The following is a 17,746-nucleotide window of genomic DNA, read 5'->3' on the forward strand; positions in this document are numbered from 1 at the left end:
CGGCCACTCTAACGAACCCTCTGACCAGGCCTCGGGGCGTCGGACGTGGAGGCGGCGGAGCCGACCGGGCGGGCTGCGGGCCGGGGGCGGGTCAGGGCGACGGCGGCGATCACCAGGACGCCGCCGGCCAGGGCGTTCCAGCCGACGGGCTCGGCGAGGAAGGCCGCGCCGAGGGCCGTGGACCACAGCGGCATGACGTAGGTGACGGCGGAGGCCACCGCGGTGCCGGCCGTGCGGACCAGCCCGAGGTTGAGCAGGTACGCGAGGCCGGTGCCGACCGCGCCCAGCACCAGCAGGGCGCCGGCCGCGCCCACCCCCGGCCACCGCGGGGCGCCCGCGGCGAACGGCGCGATGGCGGCCAGCTCGGCGGTGGCGCAGGCGATCTGGACGGCGGAGAGGGTGACCACCGACTCCGGCCGACCGGAGAGGAAGCGGCGCAGGTAGGCGAAGCCCGCGCCGTAGCAGCAGGCGGCGGCCAGGCAGGCGAGGCCGCCGGCGGCCTCGCCGGAGCCGATGCCGCGCCAGACCCCGAGCACGGTGAGCACGCCGACGAAGCCGAGGGCGAGGCCGGAGAGCCGGCGGGCGCCGGGGCGGCGCTCCTCGGCGACGGTGAGGACGGTGAACAGCAGGGTGAACAGCGGGGTGGTCGCGTTCATCACCCCGGCGAGGACGGAGCTGACCCGGGTCTCGCCGAACGAGAACAGCGTGAACGGCACGGTGTTGAGGAGCACCGCGACGACGGCGGAGTGCCCCCAGAGCGCGCGGTCGCGGGGGACGCGCTCGTGGCGCAGCACGAGGATCGCCCACAGCGTGACCGCTCCGAGGGCGCAACGCCACAGCGCCACCCACAGCGGCGGCACCCCCGCCTCCACCGCCACCTTGATCAGCGCGAAGCTCGCGCCCCAGATCGCCGACAGCGCCACGAAGCCCGGCAACCAGCGCCGCACCCGGACCACCTCCGTCTTCGTCCCGTTGGTTCCGTGTCGGTCCCGCCCAGGGTCCAGTCTCGGGGCCCGTCTCGGGTCCCGCCTCGGTCCCGCCTCGGATCCTGCCTGGACAGAGGGTGGCCCGGCGGCAGAGCATGAGTCCAACAAGTGGCAGCACCGGATGGATGAGGAAGTCTCATGGCCTCGGAGGTCAACCTGGCCCAGCTGAGGGCGCTGGTCGCGGTCGCCGACACCGGTGGGTTCGGCGCGGCCGCCGACGAACTGGGCATCAGCCAGTCCGCCGTCTCGCACGCCGTCGCCGCGCTGGAGCGGACCCTCGGCGCGCCCGTCCTGCTGCGCGGCACCCCGGCCCGGCCCACTCCCCTGGGCGAGCAGATCCTCCCGCACGCCCGCACCGCCGTCGCCTCCGCCGCCGCCGTGCGCGCCATCGCCACCCGGCACTCCGGCGGCCCCGTCGGGACCGTGCGGCTCGCCGCGCCGACCACCGTCTGCCAGGCGCTGCTGCCCGGGCTGCTCCGGGACTGGAAGGCCGCCTACCCGCAGATCACCGTCCGGGTCTTCGAGGGCGAGGACGACGAGCTCGCCACCTGGTTGGAGGCGGGCACCGTCGACGCCGCCGTCCTGGTCGACCCCGGGCCGCTCCCGCCCGGGGCGGTCGCGCTCGGGGCCGACTCCATGCACGCGCTGCTGCGCCGCGACCACCCGCTCGCCGGGCAGGAGGCCATCCACGTCGCCGACCTGGAGGACGACGACTTCCTGCTCTCCGAGGGCGGCTGCGAACGCCACATCCGCGAGGCCTTCCGCCGGGCCGGCGCCCGTTTCACCCCCCGGCACCGCATCCGCGATCTCAACACGCTCATCGGCATGGTGCACGCGGGCGTCGGGGTCTCGGTGATGCCCGCGCTGGCGCTGACCATGCTCCCGGCCGACTGCGTGCTCGTCCCGATCCGGCCGGCCGTCCACCGCACGCTCACGCTCACCGGGCCGACCAGCCGGCCGTGGTCGCCTGCGGTCGGCGGGCTGCTGGCGGCGGTGGGCGCCGCGCGGGGAGCGGTGGGTGCCGCGCAGGAAGCCGGTGACGCCGCGCAGGGGGCGGGGGCCGGGGCCCGCGTGGCGGCGCGCGCCTGACGGGGAGCCCGTTCGGCGCCCGGTCCACCGCCGGCGCCGGGCCCCGGCTTGACCATTTCGGGGTTGACCTCCCTTCCCCGACAGGTCTATACCAGTGACAGCCTTCGGCAACTACCCCCTGCCGGAGGCCCGTTCGGTCCGCGCGCCACCCCCACCTCCGGCGTTAGACCCTGTCCGGCCGAGCCCTCCCCCACCGCCGTCCGCCTGGAAAGGCCCTCGATGGAACGCGCACTTCCCCCGCACCCCGCCCCCCGGAACCAGCGCCGCCGCCCGCGCCGGGTCGCCGCCGCCGTGGCCGGGGTGCTCGGCCTGGTCGCCGGCGGCGTCGCCGCGCTCGCCGACACCGGCTCCGCCGCCGCCGACACCACGACCGGCCTCGGCAGCAACTGGTACGCCTCGGCGCCCTACCTGATGCCCGAGGACAACAGCCCGCCGGACGCCGCGGCGGTGATGGACGCCACCGGGCAGAAGGCCTTCCAACTGGCGTTCATCCTGGCCCAGGGCACCGGTTGTTCGCCGTCCTGGGGCGGCACCTCCTCGATCGACACCGACACCACCATGCCCGGCGTCATCCAGACCATCCGCGGCAAGGGCGGGGACGTCTCGGTGTCGGTCGGCGGCTACGGCGGCACCAAGCTCGGCCAGGTCTGCGGCACGCCGGAGGCAACCGCCGCCGGGTACCAGAAGGTGATCACCAAGTACCAGTTGAAGGCGATCGACTTCGACCTGGAGGAGCCGGAGTACGAGAACACCGCGGCGATCCACAACGAGATCGGCGCCGCCCGGATCCTCCAGCAGAACAACCCCGGCCTCTACATCTCGATCACCACCGCCGGGACCAACGCGGGGACGGGCTGGTTCGGCACGCAGATGCTGAACGAGGCCAAGTCGCAGGGCTTCACGCCGAACAACTACTCGATCATGCCGTTCGACGGCGGGTTCAACGGCGCCGCCGCGCAGACCGACGCGCTGGTGAAGTTCAACCAGATCCTCCAGACCACCTTCGGCTGGTCCGAGGCGACGGCCTACGCCCACGAGGGCGTGTCGATGATGAACGGCCGCACCGACGCCGCCGAGTACTTCCGGCAGGCGGACTTCCAGGCCGTGCTGGACTTCGCCACCGCGCACAACCTGGCCCGGTACACCTACTGGTCGGTCAACCGGGACCGGCAGTGCACGGGCCCGGTGGACCCGGGACTGTCCGGCTCCTGCTCCAGCGTGGCGCAGAACGACTGGGACTTCACCAAGTACACCGTGAAGTTCGCCGGGGCGACGCCGCCCACCACCCCGCCGACCACGCCTCCGACCACCCCGCCCACCACGCCGCCGACGACTCCCCCGACCACTCCCGGGGCCTGCACCGACCCGGCGTGGAGCGCGAGCACCACGTACACCAGCGGCAGCAAGGTCTCGTACGGCGGCCACAAGTACCACGCCAAGTGGTGGACGCTGAACGAGGTGCCGAGCGCCAGCGGCCAGTGGGGCGTCTGGGGCGACGACGGCCCCTGCTGACGGGCTGACGGGCTGACGCCTGGTGCCCGGGGATCTGCGCACCCCCGGGCCCCGGGCACGTCAGTTCGCGGCCGCGAGCCGCTCCCGCAGGTCGGCCAGCACCCGCGCCGCCTCCGGGAGGCCGGCGGCCTCGCAGCGGGCGATGCCCGCGGTCAGCCGGGCGACGGCCGCCTCGGTACGGCCGAGGTCGGCGCCCTCGATCAGCGCGGCCAGCCGGACGGCCTCGGCCCGGGACGTCCCGGCCCGCTCGTCACCGCCCTCGTAGACCGCGATCGCCCGCTCGACCTCGGCCAGCGCCTCCTCGTGGCGCTCGGCCATGGCCAGGCAGCGCGCCCGCTCGTAGTGCGAACCGCCGCGCAGGTACCAGGGGTTGTACTCCTGACCGGTCTGCCCGGCATGCTCCCCGGCGGCGTCCGCCTCGGCCAGCCGGGCCAGCGCCGACGCCAGCCCCTCCGGGCCCTCGGCGTGCATCGTCAGCCGGGCGAACTCGCGCAGTGTAGCGGCCAGTTGGTCCACCTGGGGGGCCTCGGCGTGGGCCGCGAGGGCGCGGTCGAGGGCGGCCTTCGCGGCCTCCCAGCGGTCCGCCCGGGCCAGTGCCAGCGCGGCCTCGCAGGCGACCATGGTGTGGGTGTCCTGCTCCTCCCAGCCGGCGACGACGTCGGCCAGCCGCAGGTACTCCTCGGCGGCGTCCCGGTGCTCGTCCAGTTCGGTGAGGCCCCGGGCGAGGTCCAGCCGGGCCTGCGCGAGCATCCGTACGTCCAGCTCCGACGCGGCGGCGTCCAGCAGCACCGACTCCAGCACCGCGACGGCGTCGGCCGTCCGGTCGGCGGCGCGCAGCACGTCGGCCAGCTGGAGGCGGGCCCGGGCGGCGTCCTCGGCCTCCTCCCGGCCCTTGCGGTCGAAGCGCGCGGCCGCCTCGGTGAGCGCCCGGACCGCACCGCCGCTGTCCCCGGCGCCCATGGCCGCGTGGCCGAGCATCAGATAGGTGGGCGCGTACGGGTAGGAGTCGTCGCCCCAGCGGGCGGCCTCGGCGAGCGCCCGGTGGAACACCTCGACGGCCTCGGCGGACTCGCCGCCCTGCAGCAGCACCTGGCCCAGCAGGCCCAGCACCCGCGGGGTGTGCCAGGGCAGCTCGGCCGCATCCAACTCGCCGAGCACCTCGCGCAGTTCGGTGGTGGCCTCAGCCAGCCGGCCCTGCCGGGCGGCCGCGTCGGCCAGGTACTGGCGGGAGGTGGCGGCGCGGCGGGCGGAGCCCAGCTCCACGGCGGTGCGGTGGTAGCCGCCGGCCGCCGCCTCGAAGCGCTCGACGGCCTCGGCGGGCGGCTCGGGCAGCGCCTCGACCAGGTCGTGGTGGGCGGCGTAGGCGCGGACCTGCCACACGATCAGGTGGTCGTCGTCCGCCATCGCGCCGGCGGCCCGCAGCTCCTCGGCCCGGCGCAGCGCCTCGTCGAGCGCCGGCCAGTCGGCCACCGCGCCCTCGACGTCGCCGAGTTCCACGATCAGCGCGCGGGCCCGGACCATCAGGGCCTGGCCGGGCAGCCCGGCCTGCTCGAACAGCTCGGCGGCGGCCAGCAGCCCGGCCCGGCCGTCGGCGTGCTCGTCCCGCTCCAGCGCCTGGTGGGCCCGCTGCTCGGCGAGTTCGGCGCGCAGCCGTTCGGGGCTGCCGACCGCGGTGCCCTCGGGGTGGGCGAAGCCGTCGGCGGCGGCGCGTTCGGCGATCCGCCGCCAGAGCCGGTCGGCGTCCGGGTGCCCGACGAGCTCCAGCTCGCGGGCCCGGACCACCAGGGCGGTGAAGTCCTCCGGCTCCGGCTCGACGGCCCGGCGCGGTGCGGGCGCGAGGGCCGGGGCGGCGGCCAGCTCGGGCGCGGCGGCGGCGCGCACGCCGAGGGCCAGCGGCTCGGCCAGCAGCGGCTCACGGGCCAGCCGGGCGCGCCGGTCGGCGCCGACCGCGTCGGTGCCGTTGCGGGCGTCGAAGCGGGCGGCGAGCGCGTCGGCCTCGGCGCGCACGTGGGCGAGCAGGGTGTCCGCCGTCCAGGAGGTGCCGGGTGGGCCGCTGACGGCGAGCCCGCCGTGGCCGCCCCGGGCCAGGACGGCGAGCAGCACCTCGACGCCGGTGAGGAAGGACAGCAGCGCGGACGGCTCGCCGGCCACCGCGAACAGGTCGCGGTTCTCGGCGAGCAGTTCCAGGCCGCGCGGCTCGTTGCCGGACAGCGCGCAGAACTCGACGTGGCGGCCGACGGCGTGCGCCATCGAGGCCTTGCCGCGCGCGGCGCGGTAGCCGGTCAGGTGGCTGGAGCGGGCCTCGTCCAGACGGCCCCGGCGCAGCAGCGGGAGCAGGGCGGCGGCCTGGCTGAGGGCGGGCTCCTGCTCGCAGCTGCTCCGGCCGTCGAGGACCGGCTGCAGGACGTCCAGCGCCCGGGCGTCGTCGCCGGCGTCCGCGAAGTGCTCGGCGCGCGCCCGGGTCTCGCAGGCGTGGCAGTCACTCAGCTCGGAGCGCGGGCGGGCCGTCCACAGCTCGTAGGCGTCCTGGCGGCCGGTGCCGGTCTGCGCGGCCAGGTGGTAGCGCTGGGCGTAGTACGGCTGGAGGTCGAAGCCGGCCGCCCGGTAGCGGTCGCGCAGTTCGGTGTGCCAGCGCCGCAGGGCCGGCAGCGGCACGTCCGGGTTGCCCAGGAGCGCGCCGGCCACCCACTTGAAGCGCCAGAACACCTGCTGGCGGGCCCACTCGCCGAAGCCGTCCGGGTCGGCGTCCCACAGCTTGAGGAGGCGGGCGAAGACGACCGGGCTCTTGCTGCGCTCGCCGTCGTACTCGTACGCCTCCATCAGCTCCAGCAGGGCCATCGAGCGCGCCCCGGTGTCGTCGAACTGCTCGGCGGCGTCGACGAGTTCCTCGGCCGCGACGGTCCGCTGGCGGCCGTACGGGCGGGCGTCGTTCTCGCGCAGCGCGGCCATCACCGCGTCGGGGGTGTCCAGCATCAGGCCTCCTTCGGGTCGGTGCGGTCCGGGCCGGCCGACTCGTGGCCGAGCATGGCGTGGTCGAGCAGGCTGATGAACGAGCGGTTGAGCAGGGCGCTCTCGCTGGCCTTGAGCGGGCGGCGGGTCATCAGCACGGCCTGCCCGTACAGCGCCTCGACGGCGGTGACGGCCAGCTCGCGGTTGGTGACCGTCGCGGCGCGGCGCACCAGCGGGTTGAGGTGGTTGAGCACCAGCTGGGCGCGGGGCGCCTCGGCGCGCAGCGAGCCCAGGATGTCCGCCCACAGGCCGTCGGCCTCCTCGGCGAGCTGGGCGCGGCTGCGCTCGTGCCGGGCCTCCCGGTTGTCCAGCAGCAGCGCGGGCGCGTTGGTCGGGTGGAAGCTGCGCAGGGCGACGTCGCAGTCGAAGCGGCCGACCACCTCGCGGGCGACGGCGAGGAAGGCGTTCGCGGCGAGCTCGGCGGCCGGGTCGACGGTGTCCAGGTGCGCGGTGACGGTGCCCGGGTCGAGGTCGGAGACCGAGACGCCGGGGCGGATCTCGGGCAGCCGGTGCACCAGGTCGCGGTCGTAGGTGTAGCCGCCGTTGACCACGCCGAGGCCGGCGGCGCCGGCGATCGGGGCGACCTGGCGGAACTCCTCGACGGTGCGGGTCACCAGCACCACCGGGTGGCTGCGGGTGAACTCGTCCAGGGTGACGTTGCCGTCGGTGGTCTCGAACGGCAGCCACGGCAGCATCATCCGCAGCAACTCGTCGTCGTAACGGGCGAGTTCCTTGACGGCCAGGTGGTGCACGGACAGGAAGCGGTGCAGCAGCGCCGGATCGCTCGCGGACAGGCCGGTCAGCCAGTCGCGGATCCGGACGCCCAGCGCGTCGCGGACGGCGGCCAGCGTCTCGTCCGCGTACAGGCCCTCGCGGGAGGCGGTCGGGCGCAGGCCGTCAGTGTCCACCACGCAGCGGACGAAGAACGCCCAGTCCGGCAGCAGTTCGTCGGCCTGGTCGGACAGCAGCATGCCCTTGAGGTGCACCCGGTGGCCCGAACGGCGGGACGGCGGGGCCGCGTCCGGCAGCACGTAGGCGACGCCGCGCAGGCCGACCAGCGGCAGGTCCAGGTCGATGGTGTCGAGCGGGGCGAAGTCGAAGGCGGCGCGGCAGTACTCGGTCAGCGCGTCGCGGCGGGCCAGCGGCGAGCCGTGCCGCTCGGCCCACGGCGGGGTGCGGTTCACCCGGTGCTCGGTGCCGTTCGCGTCCACCACCGTGACGTCGTGGCGCAGCAGGCTGCCGAAGTCCCGGGCCAGCGCGAGGACGCGGCCCGACCGCGTCCACTCGACGGCGTCGGCGCGCGGGACCAGCGTCACGGTGGTGCCCGGCTCCGGCTTGGCCGCGGCGGGCAGGGTGCGGATCGTGTAGCGGCCGTCGGAGCCGCCGCGCCACTCGATCACCGGCGCGTCCGGGGTGGCGGCGGAGCGGGTCACCACGGTGATCTCGTCGGCGACCACGAAGCAGGCCAGCAGGCCGATGCCGAACTGGCCGATGAAGTCGCCGCGGGCCTGGGCCAGCCCGGCGCCGTCCAGCCGGCCGTCGGCGTCGCGCTTCGAACTGCGGCCGATGGTGGCGAGGAAGGTGTGGACGTCCGCCTCGGTCAGGCCGACGCCGGTGTCGGTGACGCTCAGCTCGTCGTCGGCGCGCACGACGATCCGGGCCGGCGCCTGCGGATCGAGGGCGCGGCGGGCGGAGATCGCGTCCACCGCGTTCTGCAGCAGCTCGCGCAGGTACACCCGCGGGCTGGAGTAGAGGTGGTGGGAGAGCAGGTCCACCAGGCCGCGCAGGTCCACCTGGAAGGTGTGCGCGCTCGCCGCGTTGTCGGGCGTCGGGTTCTCGGATGGGGACACCGGGGGCTCTTTCGATCGCGGGGCGGGTGACGGAGGTTCTGGGCGGGCCGGGGCGTCAGTACGCGCAGCGGTCCCGGTGGGAGGCGAACGCCTTGAGCGGATCACCGGACAGGAAGTGCCAGGGCGACTCGGTGACGGCGCCGTCCAAGGCCTCGAACAGCAGGCGCGCGGTCTTGCGCTGGCCGGCCAGCGAGAAGGCCATCGCGAAGGCGTTGAAGGAACCCTGCCAGCCGCGGACCGGCGTGAAGTCCGGGTGCAGCACGGAGCGGAAGGCCGCCTCCTGCAAGTCGGCCACCACCTCCGCACTGGCCAGGTAGGCGCGGTCCTCACCGTCCGGGAGGTCCAGCCAGCGCTCCAGGTGCGCCAGCACGACCAGCTCGCCGAGCTGGCTGCCCTCCGGCGCCGCGAGCATCGAGGCGCGGGCGAAGGCGTGCATCTCCTCGTGCGAGCCTCCCCACTTGGCGCACAGCTGCTGGAGGCGCTGGCGGTGCGAGGCCGGATCCCCGGGAGCACGGCGTACGGCGGCCTCGAAGCGGCAGGTCGCGACCTCCGCCGGGAGCGAGGCGCCGCGGGCGCTGATCTGCAGGAAGTACCAGGGGACGAGCCAGGACGGCTCGCGCTCGGCGACCTCCAGCAGCTGCTCCTCGGCGACGTCCAGCCGCTCGTGGAACACCTTCCACTGCTTCTCGGACACGTGCTTCGCCCGGGCGCCCGTCCGGGCCTCCCAGGCCCAGGTGACGTGCCGGGCACCGGACAGCAGCAGCGCCGACGTGTCCTCGGGCCGGTCGGCGAGGGCCCGGGCCGTCCACTCCTCGACCCGGGGCACGTCCGCGATCGCACCGACCCGCCCGGTCAGGTCGACGCCGTCCCCGACGGCGGCCAGCGCGGGGCCCAGGGCCGCCCAGTCACCGGCGGCGGCCTGGGCGAGCATCAGGCGCAGCGACTCGTCCCCGAGCGCCGGATCCAGCCGCGGCGCCGCAACGGCCTTCACGGGCGCGGACCCGACGGCCCGTCGCACCCTCCCGCGCCAGCCCGCCCCGCCCTGCGCGGACTCCTCGCCGGAGCGGCGTCGGAACAGCGGCATGTGTGGCCCCCTCGAACATCATCGGCATCTTTCGCATGGCCGCACGACGGCCACCCCAGATGAGTAGATATCACGGCCGACCGACATCCGTTTCCCCAGCCCAGGGGCGGTCCCGGTCCGGCACGCGCGGGGACCGCCCCACGGCCCGCCGACCGGGGCGAACGGCCGGGGCCGACGGCCGGGGTGAGGGCACGTCGAACGCGGTTGAGGGCACGTCGAACGCGGCGGCTCCGTCCGCTCCGGCGCCGAGCGCAAACGGCCCCGGCGCCTCCTCGGCCCGGGGCTTCGCTCCGCTCCGCGTACGCGGCGGCCGTCAGGCCAGTCCGAGCCCGGCGTCCGGGGTCCTGCCCGCCTGGGCCTGCTCGATCCGCTTGACCAGCATCGCCCCGAACCGCCGGGCGGCAGCCACGTCGGCCGGCCCGCCCTCGGTGGTCACACTGGCGACGACGGTGCCCGAGCGCAGCACGATGCCGATGCCCTCGCTCTCGCCCAACTGGCCCTGGAAGGCCTGGCTCTCACTGCCCAGCACCGGGGAGTCGACCTTGCGGAACGGCCCGGCTCCGTAGGAGGCGTAGGACTCCTTGAGCTTGCCCTTGGCGGCGTCGCGGTTCGGCAGCGTCTCGACGATGAAACGGGCGACCACGTCCCCCGAGGAGAACCGGACGGAGCCGCTGAGCGGCTTGCCGGTGCACGGCGCCGACGCGGTGCAGGTGGTGGTGTGGTCGATGGTGTCGACCTTGCGCTTCTCCTCCTCCCAGCCCGTCATCGCCTTCGCGTCCGGCAGCACCTGCCCGACGAGCTTGTCGTCCAGCAGCACCGCCTCCAGGTCCGCTCCGGGCGTCGCCGCACCGGCCGGCGGAGCGGACGCCCCGGCGCCGCCGCCCCCGGTCGCCGGCGCCGAGGCCGCACCCGAGGCCGCCCCCGCCCCCGCCCCCGTCGCGGCAGCGGGCACAGACGCCGACGCCGAAGCCGACGCCGGGACCGAAGCGCTCTCACCGCCCGCCGAACCCGTCGCGCTCGCCACCGCACTCGCCGCCCCCGCCGCGCCCTTGGCCGCGTCCGAGCCCGCCGCGGAACTCCCCGCAGAACCCGCCGAGCAGCCGGCCAGCACCCCCATCAACGCCCCGGCCGCCACTGCGGAAGCCACCCTCCGACCAGCCATCCCCATCCCCATCGCCCACTCCCTCCGGATGTCCGTGACCCATCAAGATAGCCGCCGCCCCCGGCCGGCCCGCGCCCGGGTGCACCCGGGCCGATCAGGAACGGAACGGCGGCGGGGCGGTGACCGTGGTGGTCACCGCCCCGCCGCCGGAACCGCCTGAGCCGCCGGAACTGCCCGAGGATCAGACCGCCGGGGCCGGGTAGGTCGGGAACTCGACGCCCGAGACGTACTGGACGACCCGGATGACCTGGCAGGAGTAGCCGAACTCGTTGTCGTACCACAGGTAGAGGATCGCGTTGTCGCCCTCGACCTTGGTGGCGCCGGCGTCGACGATCGAGGCGTGGCGCGAGCCGATGAAGTCGCTGGAGACCGCGTCGGGAGAGTCGGTGAAGTCGATCTGGCGCTTCAGCGGCGAGGTCAGCGAGACGTTGCGCAGGTAGTCGAGGACCTCCTCGCGGTTGGTCTCGCGGGCCAGCTGCAGGTTGAGGATGGCGATCGAGACGTCCGGCACGGGGACGCGGATCGAGCTGCCGGTGATCTTCGCCTGGAGGTCCGGCAGGGCCTTGGCGACGGCCGAGGCGGCGCCGGTCTCGGTGATCACCATGTTGAGCGGTGCCGAGCGGCCGCGACGGTCGGCCTTGTGGTAATTGTCCAGCAGGTTCTGGTCGTTGGTGAACGAGTGGACGGTCTCCACGTGCCCGCGCAGCACGCCGTACTCGTCGTCCATCGCCTTCAGCGGCGGGACGATGGCGTTGGTGGTGCAGGAGGCGCAGGACAGGATCTGCTCGTCGGGCTTGATCGTGTCGTGGTTGACGCCGTGGACGATGTTCGGGACGTCGCCCTTGCCCGGCGCGGTCAGCACGACCTTGGCGATGCCGGGGCGCAGGTGCTTGGACAGGCCCTCCCGGTCGCGCCAGCGGCCGGTGTTGTCGATCAGGATGGCGTCCTTGATCCCGTACTCCGTGTAGTCGACCTTGGTCGGGTCGTCGGAGTAGATCACGGTGATCTCGTTGCCGTTGGCGATGATCTTGTTGTTCGCCTCGTCGACGGTGATCGTGCCCTGGAACTGGCCGTGGATGGAGTCCCGGCGCAGCAGCGAGGCGCGCTTGACCAGGTCGTCGCCGCCGCTGTCGCGCACGACGATGGCCTTCAGGCGCAGGCCGTTGCCGGAGGCCTTCTCGATCAGCAGGCGGGCGACCAGGCGGCCGATCCGGCCGAAGCCGTAGAGGACGACGTCGCGGGCGTCGCGGCGCTCCAGCTTGTTCTCGCCGGTGGCGCCGGAGACGGCCCGGGCGGTGAACTCCTCGACCGACAGGCCGTGGTCGTCGGCCCGGTAGGTCGCGGCGAGCATGCCGATGTCGATCTGCGAGGGGCCGAGGTCCAGGGTGGTCAGCGCGCTCAGGAAGGGCATCGTCTCGGTGACCGAGAGCTCGGCGCCGGCTATCTGGCGGGCGAAGCGGTGCGTCTTCAGGATGCTGACCACCGACTTGTTCACCAGGGACCTGCTGTGCAGCAGGACGGTCACGTCCCGCTCGCGGTGCAGTCGCCCGATGATCGGGATCATCGACTCCGCGATCTCCTCGCGGTTCTTCCAGTCCGTGAACACGTCGTCGTTGACAGTCACAAGTCCATCTTTCGAGCTGAGGGTGTTGCGCACATGGTAGCTTCGCCCGCCCCCGCCCCTTCGGCCGGTCCCTCCCCCCGCCCGCCCGACCTCGCCCCGCCCGCACCGCCCGGACCTGCGACTTCGTCCCGGCCGGGGCCCACCCCTGCGGCGCCCGCCCACCGCGAAGGTGATCACCGCCACCCCCGGGGCCGGTCGCGGGGGCCTCGCCCGCGGCGGATTTGCCGGGGGTGCGGGGTGGTGGGGTAATGGAAGCGACCCGTGCTTGAGCGTTCCGCGAACGACCCGGGAGCAGCCATGACAGACGGTCCTGAGCCCATCAGTGCCGAGGCCCTGCGCGCCGTGCAGGAGGAGTTGGCCGAGCTGCGCGGCGAGCGGGCGAAAGTGGTGGGGACGCTGCGCGGGGAGGACGTCGGCGACCGGGCGGACGCGGCGGACGAGTTGCAGCGGGCCGACGACGTCGCCCGGCTGGACGAGCGGATCGCCGAGCTGGAGGCCCGGGTCCGCGAGGGGGCCGCCGCCGGACCGCCGTCCACGGAGGTGGTGGGGGTGGGCTCCACCGTCACCGTGCGGTTCGCGGACGGGGTGGAGGAGACCGTCGAGGTGGCGGAGCTCGCCGAGGTGCGGGAGGAGACCCTGGTGACCGCCGACAGCCCGCTCGGGCGGGCGCTGCTCGGGCGGCATGCCGGGGAGACGGTGAGCTACGAGGCGCCGAACGGCGCGGCGAGCGCGGTCGTGCTGGCGGTCGGCGGACGGAGGGCTTCGTGAGCTCCCCCGACGACCGCGCGCCGGACGATTCCGCGCAGGACCCCACGCGGAACCACGCCGCCCAGGCCCGCCCCGTCCAGGACGAGCCGGCCGTGGGCCCCGACCCCGTCGGGCCGCCGCGGTTCGCGCCGTACCACCACCCGGCCGCCGGCTGGGGCGCCGCGAAGAGCGTGACGCGCTTCCTGGTGAAGGAGGGCGCGTACGTGGACGGGCCCCGGGCGATCATGCGGATGAACCACGAGAGCGGCGGCTTCGACTGCCCCGGGTGCGCCTGGCCGGACGACACCAAGGGCCTGCACCTGGACATCTGCGAGAACGGCATCAAGCACGTCACCTGGGAGATGACCCGCAAGCGGGTCGGCCGCGAGTTCTTCGCCGCCCACTCGGTGACCGAGCTGTCCGGGTGGAGCGACTTCGCGCTGGAGGACCAGGGCCGCCTCACCGAGCCGATGGTGTACGACGCCGGCTCGGACCACTACGTCCCGATCGGCTGGAAGGACGCCTTCGAGCTGGTCGGCCGCACCCTGCGCGAGCTGGACGACCCGAACCGGGCCGCCTTCTACACCTCCGGCCGGCTCGGCAACGAGGCCACCTTCCTCTACCAGCTGATGGCCCGCGAACTGGGCACCAACAACCTGCCGGACTGCTCCAACATGTGCCACGAGGCCAGCGGACGCGCCCTCCAGGCCTCGCTGGGCACCGGGAAGGGCACCGTCGACCTCAAGGACTGGGAGGTCACCGACGCGCTGTTCATCATGGGCGTCAACGCCGCCTCCAACGCGCCCCGGATGCTCACCGCCCTCGCCGACGCGCACCGCCGCGGCGCGCAGATCGTGCACATCAACCCGCTGGTCGAGGCGGCCGCGACCCGCACCATCGTCCCGCACGAGTTCGTGGACATGGCGCTGTTCAAGTCCACGAAGACCAGCACGCTGAACCTCCAGCCGCGCATCGGCGGCGACATGGCGCTGGTGCGCGGCATGGCCAAGGCGATCCTGGAGCAGGCCACCGCCGACCCCCGGGCCCTGGACCGGCAGTTCATCGAGCGCCACACCACCGGGTTCGAGGCCTACCGCGCGCTGTGCGAGGACACGCCCTGGGAGGAGATCGAGCGGCAGAGCGGGCTCGGCCGGGCCGATGTCCTCAAGGCCGCCCGGGTCTACCGCGACGCCGACCGCTCCATCGTCAGCTGGTGCCTGGGCGTCACCCAGCACGAGCACGGCGTGGACACCGTGCGGGAGATCGTCAACCTCCTGCTGCTGCGCGGCAACCTGGGCCGCGAGGGCGCCGGCCCGTCACCGGTACGCGGGCACAGCAACGTCCAGGGCAACCGGACCTGCGGCATCGACCACCGCCCCTCGCCCGAGTTCCTGGACCGCCTCGGCGAGGCCTGCGGGATCGACCCGCCGCGCGCGCACGGCCTGGACACCGTCTCCGCCATCGAGGCGATGCGGCGCGGCGAGGTGACGGTCTTCGTCGCCATGGGCGGCAACTTCGCGCTCGCCGCGCCCGACACGCCTTACACCCACGAGGCTTTGCGCGGCTGCGAGTTGACCGTCCAGGTGAGCACCAAGCTGAACCGCAGCCACCTGGTGCACGGCCGCCGGGCGCTGATCCTGCCGTGCCTGGGCCGCACCGAGAAGGACCACCAGCGCGGCGGGGTGCAGAGCACCTCGGTCGAGGACTCGATGAGCATGGTGCACCTGTCCGTCGGCATGAAGCGCCCGGCCTCCCCGCACCTGTTGTCCGAGCCCGCCATCGTCGCCGGGATGGCCCGGGCGGCGCTGCCGGACAGCGGGACGCCCTGGGAGTGGTACATCGAGGACTACGACCGCATCCGCGACACCATGTCCCGGGCACTGGACGGCTTCGAGGACTTCAACCGCCGGGTGCGGCTGCCCCTCGGGTTCCGGATCAAGCAGCCGGCCCGCGAACTGGTCTTCCTCACCCCCTCCGGGCGGGCCGAGTTCTCCACCGCGCCGCTGCCCGACGTCGTCCCCGCCCCGGGCACCCTGGCGCTGGGCACCATGCGCTCCCACGACCAGTGGAACACCACGATCTACTCCGACAACGACCGCTACCGGGGCGTGCGGAACCTGCGCACGCTGGTCTTCCTGAACACCGACGACATGCGCGAGCGCGGCATCGCCGAGCTCGACCCGGTCGACATCACCAGCACCGCGAAGGACGGCAGCACCCGCACCCTGAACGGCTACCTCGCGATCCCGTACGACATCCCGCGCGGCTGCGCGGCGGGCTACATGCCCGAGATGAACGTGCTGTGCGCGATCGGCGACCACAGCACCCAGAGCGACCAGCCGATCATGAAGCACCTCAAGGTCACCGTCACCAAGGCGTAGGGATCAGGCGCGGCGCCCGCTCCGAACGCCCACGCCGACGACCGCGCCTACTCCGACGGCTGCGGCGTCCAGCGGTGCAGGCCCTTGCGGTCGTAGTACCGGGTCATCCCGAAGCCGAAGGCCAGGGCGAGCAGCACGCCGACCGCGATCATGGTCCAGCCCCGGGCCAGGCCCGCGTCCGCCCGGGCGTCGAAGAACAGGATCGCCCGGATGCCGTCGCTGAGCTGGCGCATCGGCTCGAAGACGCTGAGGAAGCGGTAGAAGCCGGGCACCGCCTGGAGCGGGATGGTCGCCCCCGAGGAGGGCAGCGCCAGCGCGATGAAGACGAACATGGACACCAGCTGCCCGATCCCGCCGAACGCCGCGTTGATCGCCTGGACCCCGAGGCCGACGGCGAGGCTGGCGCAGTAGGCGAAGACCCAGAGCAGCCCCTGGTGCGGGGCGTCCATGCCGAGCACGGTGACCGAGCAGAGCATCACCAGGGTGGTGGTGAGCAGCATGATGCCGGCCGTCATGACCATCTTCAGCAGCAGGGTCTGGGTGCGGGTGATCGGGACGGTCGGGCGCCGGGTGTGCCAGGGGCCGAGCTCGCTGTCGCTGTAGCCGAGCGCGGTGTCGACGCCGTTGTGGATGATGTTGCCGCCGATGAAGCCGGTCAGCACGGCCAGCAGGGTGTAGTAGAAGGCGCTCAGGCCGAGCCCGCTGTGGGCGCCGATCGGGTGGCCGACCCGGGTGGTGACGGCGAGCGGGTCCGCGAGCAGCAGCCGCGCGGTGGCGCTGGTGCCCGTGCCGGAGGCGGTGGGCGGCACGGCCGCGGTCAGTTCCTTGCCGAGCGCCAGCGAGGCCTGGTGGGCGGCGGACTGGGTGATCTGGGAGGCCAGCGAGGAGCCGAGGCTGCCGAGGCCGGGGTTGGTCAGCACCGTCAGGGTGGGCCGTTCGGTGGCCCGGCCGGTGGTCAGTGCCGCCACGTCGGCGGTGAACGCCTGCGGGACGAGCAGCGCGCCGTAGACCTTCCCGGTGGAGAGCTGGTCCATCGCCTCGGCCTGGTCGACCTGGCGCCATTCGACGGTGCTGCCGGGCGTCCCGGCGACGATCTCCCGGCTGAGCCGCGCGCCCAGGCTCTCCGTCCGGCCCGGCGGCGGCGGGCCCTGATCCGCGTTCACCAGGGCGATCGGGAGCCGGTGCAGGTGCCCGTTCGGGTTGAGGATGCCGCCCATGTAGAGCAGCGACAGCACCACGGCCAGCAGGCCGCACAGGATGCTCGGAACGAGCCACAGCTTCGCGTGGCGGGCGAGCACGAGGGCCCGCGCCTGCCGGGGACCGCCCTGGGAGCCTGCGGACGCCATGCCACCCCTCGGATTCGGGCGCAACCTGGTGCTGCTGCCGATGCGGTGGGAAGTCGTTCCGTGGCGGCCCGGCGGCAAAACCCCACGTCACCCGATCCGCCCCGCCGCCGCCCGCCGCGCCTCGGCCGGGGCGGCCGGAGACCTAAGGTAAAGGTTCTACCAAGTACGCAAGTATCGGCCTCCGCGCGGTCTATGCTTCTGGAGGTTTGAAGAAGGCACCTCGTTCGGTGAGGCTTCTTCACGGACACAGGCCACTGATCCGACGACGTCGAGAGACGCCCAGGGTTAGGACAGATCTTCCCGACCTAAGGGTTGATCCGAAGTGGCTTCCGGCCCGACCGGGCTGGACACGCCGTGGAGTGCCAAAGCTCTGACGAGTTGGGGTGAACCGGCGGTCGCTTCGCGCGCCGGCGAACTCCTTGCCGCGTCGATCACACGCACCACGGGGTGCGTCGACCGGGAGGAGGCGAGAGACATGGATTGCAGTAGTCCGGGCCACAGTTGCCCCTACCCCCGCTTGTCCTCGCACACTCCCGGCACGCGGTAACGACCCTCCCTGCGAACATCTTTGACGGCTCATCACCTCGACACCCGGCTTCGCCGTGCCCGAACGGGCCCGCACCGCCGGGTGGCGATGCGCCGCGCCCGTCCGCAGGGGGATCGCCGCCGTGCGCCCCCGATCGCCCCGCCTGCCCCGGGGCCCACGGGAGGATCGTCATGACCACCAACGCCACACTCGACTCCAAGGTCCCCGCCCCGCGTTCAGCGGTACTGGACGACGCCCACGTCGGCGACATCAAGGGTGCGCTCGGCACCATCCGGCTCGACGACACCACGCCACGCCACGGCCTGTCCGCAAGACTCAAGACCCTGCTCGCGATCGTGGGCCCCGGCCTGATCGTGATGGTCGGCGACAACGACGCGGGCGCCTTCTCGACGTACGGACAGGCGGGGCA

At 73.9% G+C, this 17,746-nt stretch carries 11 protein-coding genes, 1 pseudogene and 1 riboswitch; of the genes and pseudogenes, 5 read left to right on the top strand and 7 right to left on the bottom strand.

Annotation, left to right across the window (positions count from 1 at the left end; genetic code table 11):
* Positions 1 to 8: 8 nt before the first annotated feature.
* Entirely contained in the window at positions 9 to 947 is a 939-nt protein-coding gene (locus ABT015_RS26190) for a DMT family transporter (RefSeq protein WP_350883116.1), read from the bottom strand.
* 177 nt (positions 948 to 1,124) lie between these two features.
* On the opposite strand from ABT015_RS26190, the gene ABT015_RS26195 reads away from it, so the two are divergent.
* Both ABT015_RS26195 and ABT015_RS26200 read left to right on the top strand, forming a co-directional pair.
* Entirely contained in the window at positions 1,125 to 2,075 is a 951-nt protein-coding gene (locus tag ABT015_RS26195; protein WP_350883118.1) for a LysR family transcriptional regulator, read from the top strand.
* Between the two features lie 219 nt (positions 2,076 to 2,294).
* Positions 2,295 to 3,587, top strand: a complete 1,293-nt coding sequence (locus ABT015_RS26200) for a carbohydrate-binding protein (RefSeq protein ID WP_350883120.1) — start codon at positions 2,295 to 2,297, stop codon at positions 3,585 to 3,587.
* Between the two features lie 60 nt (positions 3,588 to 3,647).
* Here the strand turns inward: ABT015_RS26200 and ABT015_RS26205 are convergent, their stop codons facing one another.
* The 5 genes from ABT015_RS26205 to ABT015_RS26225 form a co-directional block, all read right to left on the bottom strand.
* Positions 3,648 to 6,560, bottom strand: a complete 2,913-nt coding sequence (locus tag ABT015_RS26205; RefSeq protein ID WP_350883122.1) for a tetratricopeptide repeat protein — start codon at positions 6,558 to 6,560, stop codon at positions 3,648 to 3,650.
* Positions 6,560 to 8,446 (bottom strand): HSP90 family protein, encoded by a 1,887-nt coding sequence (locus ABT015_RS26210; RefSeq protein ID WP_063349747.1) that lies wholly within the window; start codon positions 8,444 to 8,446, stop codon positions 6,560 to 6,562. The genes ABT015_RS26205 and ABT015_RS26210 overlap by 1 nt, the downstream gene beginning before the upstream one ends.
* Positions 8,447 to 8,501: 55 nt before the next feature.
* Entirely contained in the window at positions 8,502 to 9,530 is a 1,029-nt protein-coding gene (locus tag ABT015_RS26215) for a hypothetical protein (RefSeq protein WP_350883124.1), read from the bottom strand.
* Between the two features lie 313 nt (positions 9,531 to 9,843).
* The gene (locus ABT015_RS26220; RefSeq protein ID WP_350883126.1) at positions 9,844 to 10,677 is read right to left on the bottom strand and encodes a hypothetical protein; all 834 of its coding nucleotides are present in this window, start codon (positions 10,675 to 10,677) and stop codon (positions 9,844 to 9,846) included.
* Positions 10,678 to 10,873: 196 nt separating this feature from the next.
* Complete coding sequence (locus ABT015_RS26225) at positions 10,874 to 12,316, bottom strand: glyceraldehyde-3-phosphate dehydrogenase (protein WP_350883128.1); 1,443 nt, start codon at positions 12,314 to 12,316, stop codon at positions 10,874 to 10,876.
* A gap of 297 nt (positions 12,317 to 12,613) precedes the next feature.
* On the opposite strand from ABT015_RS26225, the gene ABT015_RS26230 reads away from it, so the two are divergent.
* Both ABT015_RS26230 and ABT015_RS26235 read left to right on the top strand, forming a co-directional pair.
* Complete coding sequence (locus tag ABT015_RS26230) at positions 12,614 to 13,084, top strand: GreA/GreB family elongation factor (protein WP_350883130.1); 471 nt, start codon at positions 12,614 to 12,616, stop codon at positions 13,082 to 13,084.
* 92 nt (positions 13,085 to 13,176) lie between these two features.
* Positions 13,177 to 15,444, top strand: coding sequence for an FdhF/YdeP family oxidoreductase (locus tag ABT015_RS26235; protein WP_350883140.1), 2,268 nt, complete (start codon positions 13,177 to 13,179; stop codon positions 15,442 to 15,444).
* Positions 15,445 to 15,491: 47 nt separating this feature from the next.
* Here the strand turns inward: ABT015_RS26235 and ABT015_RS26240 are convergent, their stop codons facing one another.
* Positions 15,492 to 16,790 (bottom strand): YhgE/Pip domain-containing protein, encoded by a 1,299-nt coding sequence (locus tag ABT015_RS26240; RefSeq protein WP_350883132.1) that lies wholly within the window; start codon positions 16,788 to 16,790, stop codon positions 15,492 to 15,494.
* Between the two features lie 212 nt (positions 16,791 to 17,002).
* Positions 17,003 to 17,180: riboswitch (M-box (ykoK) riboswitch) on the top strand.
* Positions 17,181 to 17,507: 327 nt separating this feature from the next.
* On the opposite strand from ABT015_RS26240, the pseudogene ABT015_RS26245 reads away from it, so the two are divergent.
* Positions 17,508 to 17,746 (top strand): annotated as a pseudogene (locus ABT015_RS26245) (manganese transporter); the annotation flags it as partial.

The sequence above is a fragment of the Kitasatospora sp. NPDC094016 genome, assembly GCF_040304045.1.
Classification (GTDB): Bacteria; Actinomycetota; Actinomycetes; order Streptomycetales; family Streptomycetaceae; genus Kitasatospora.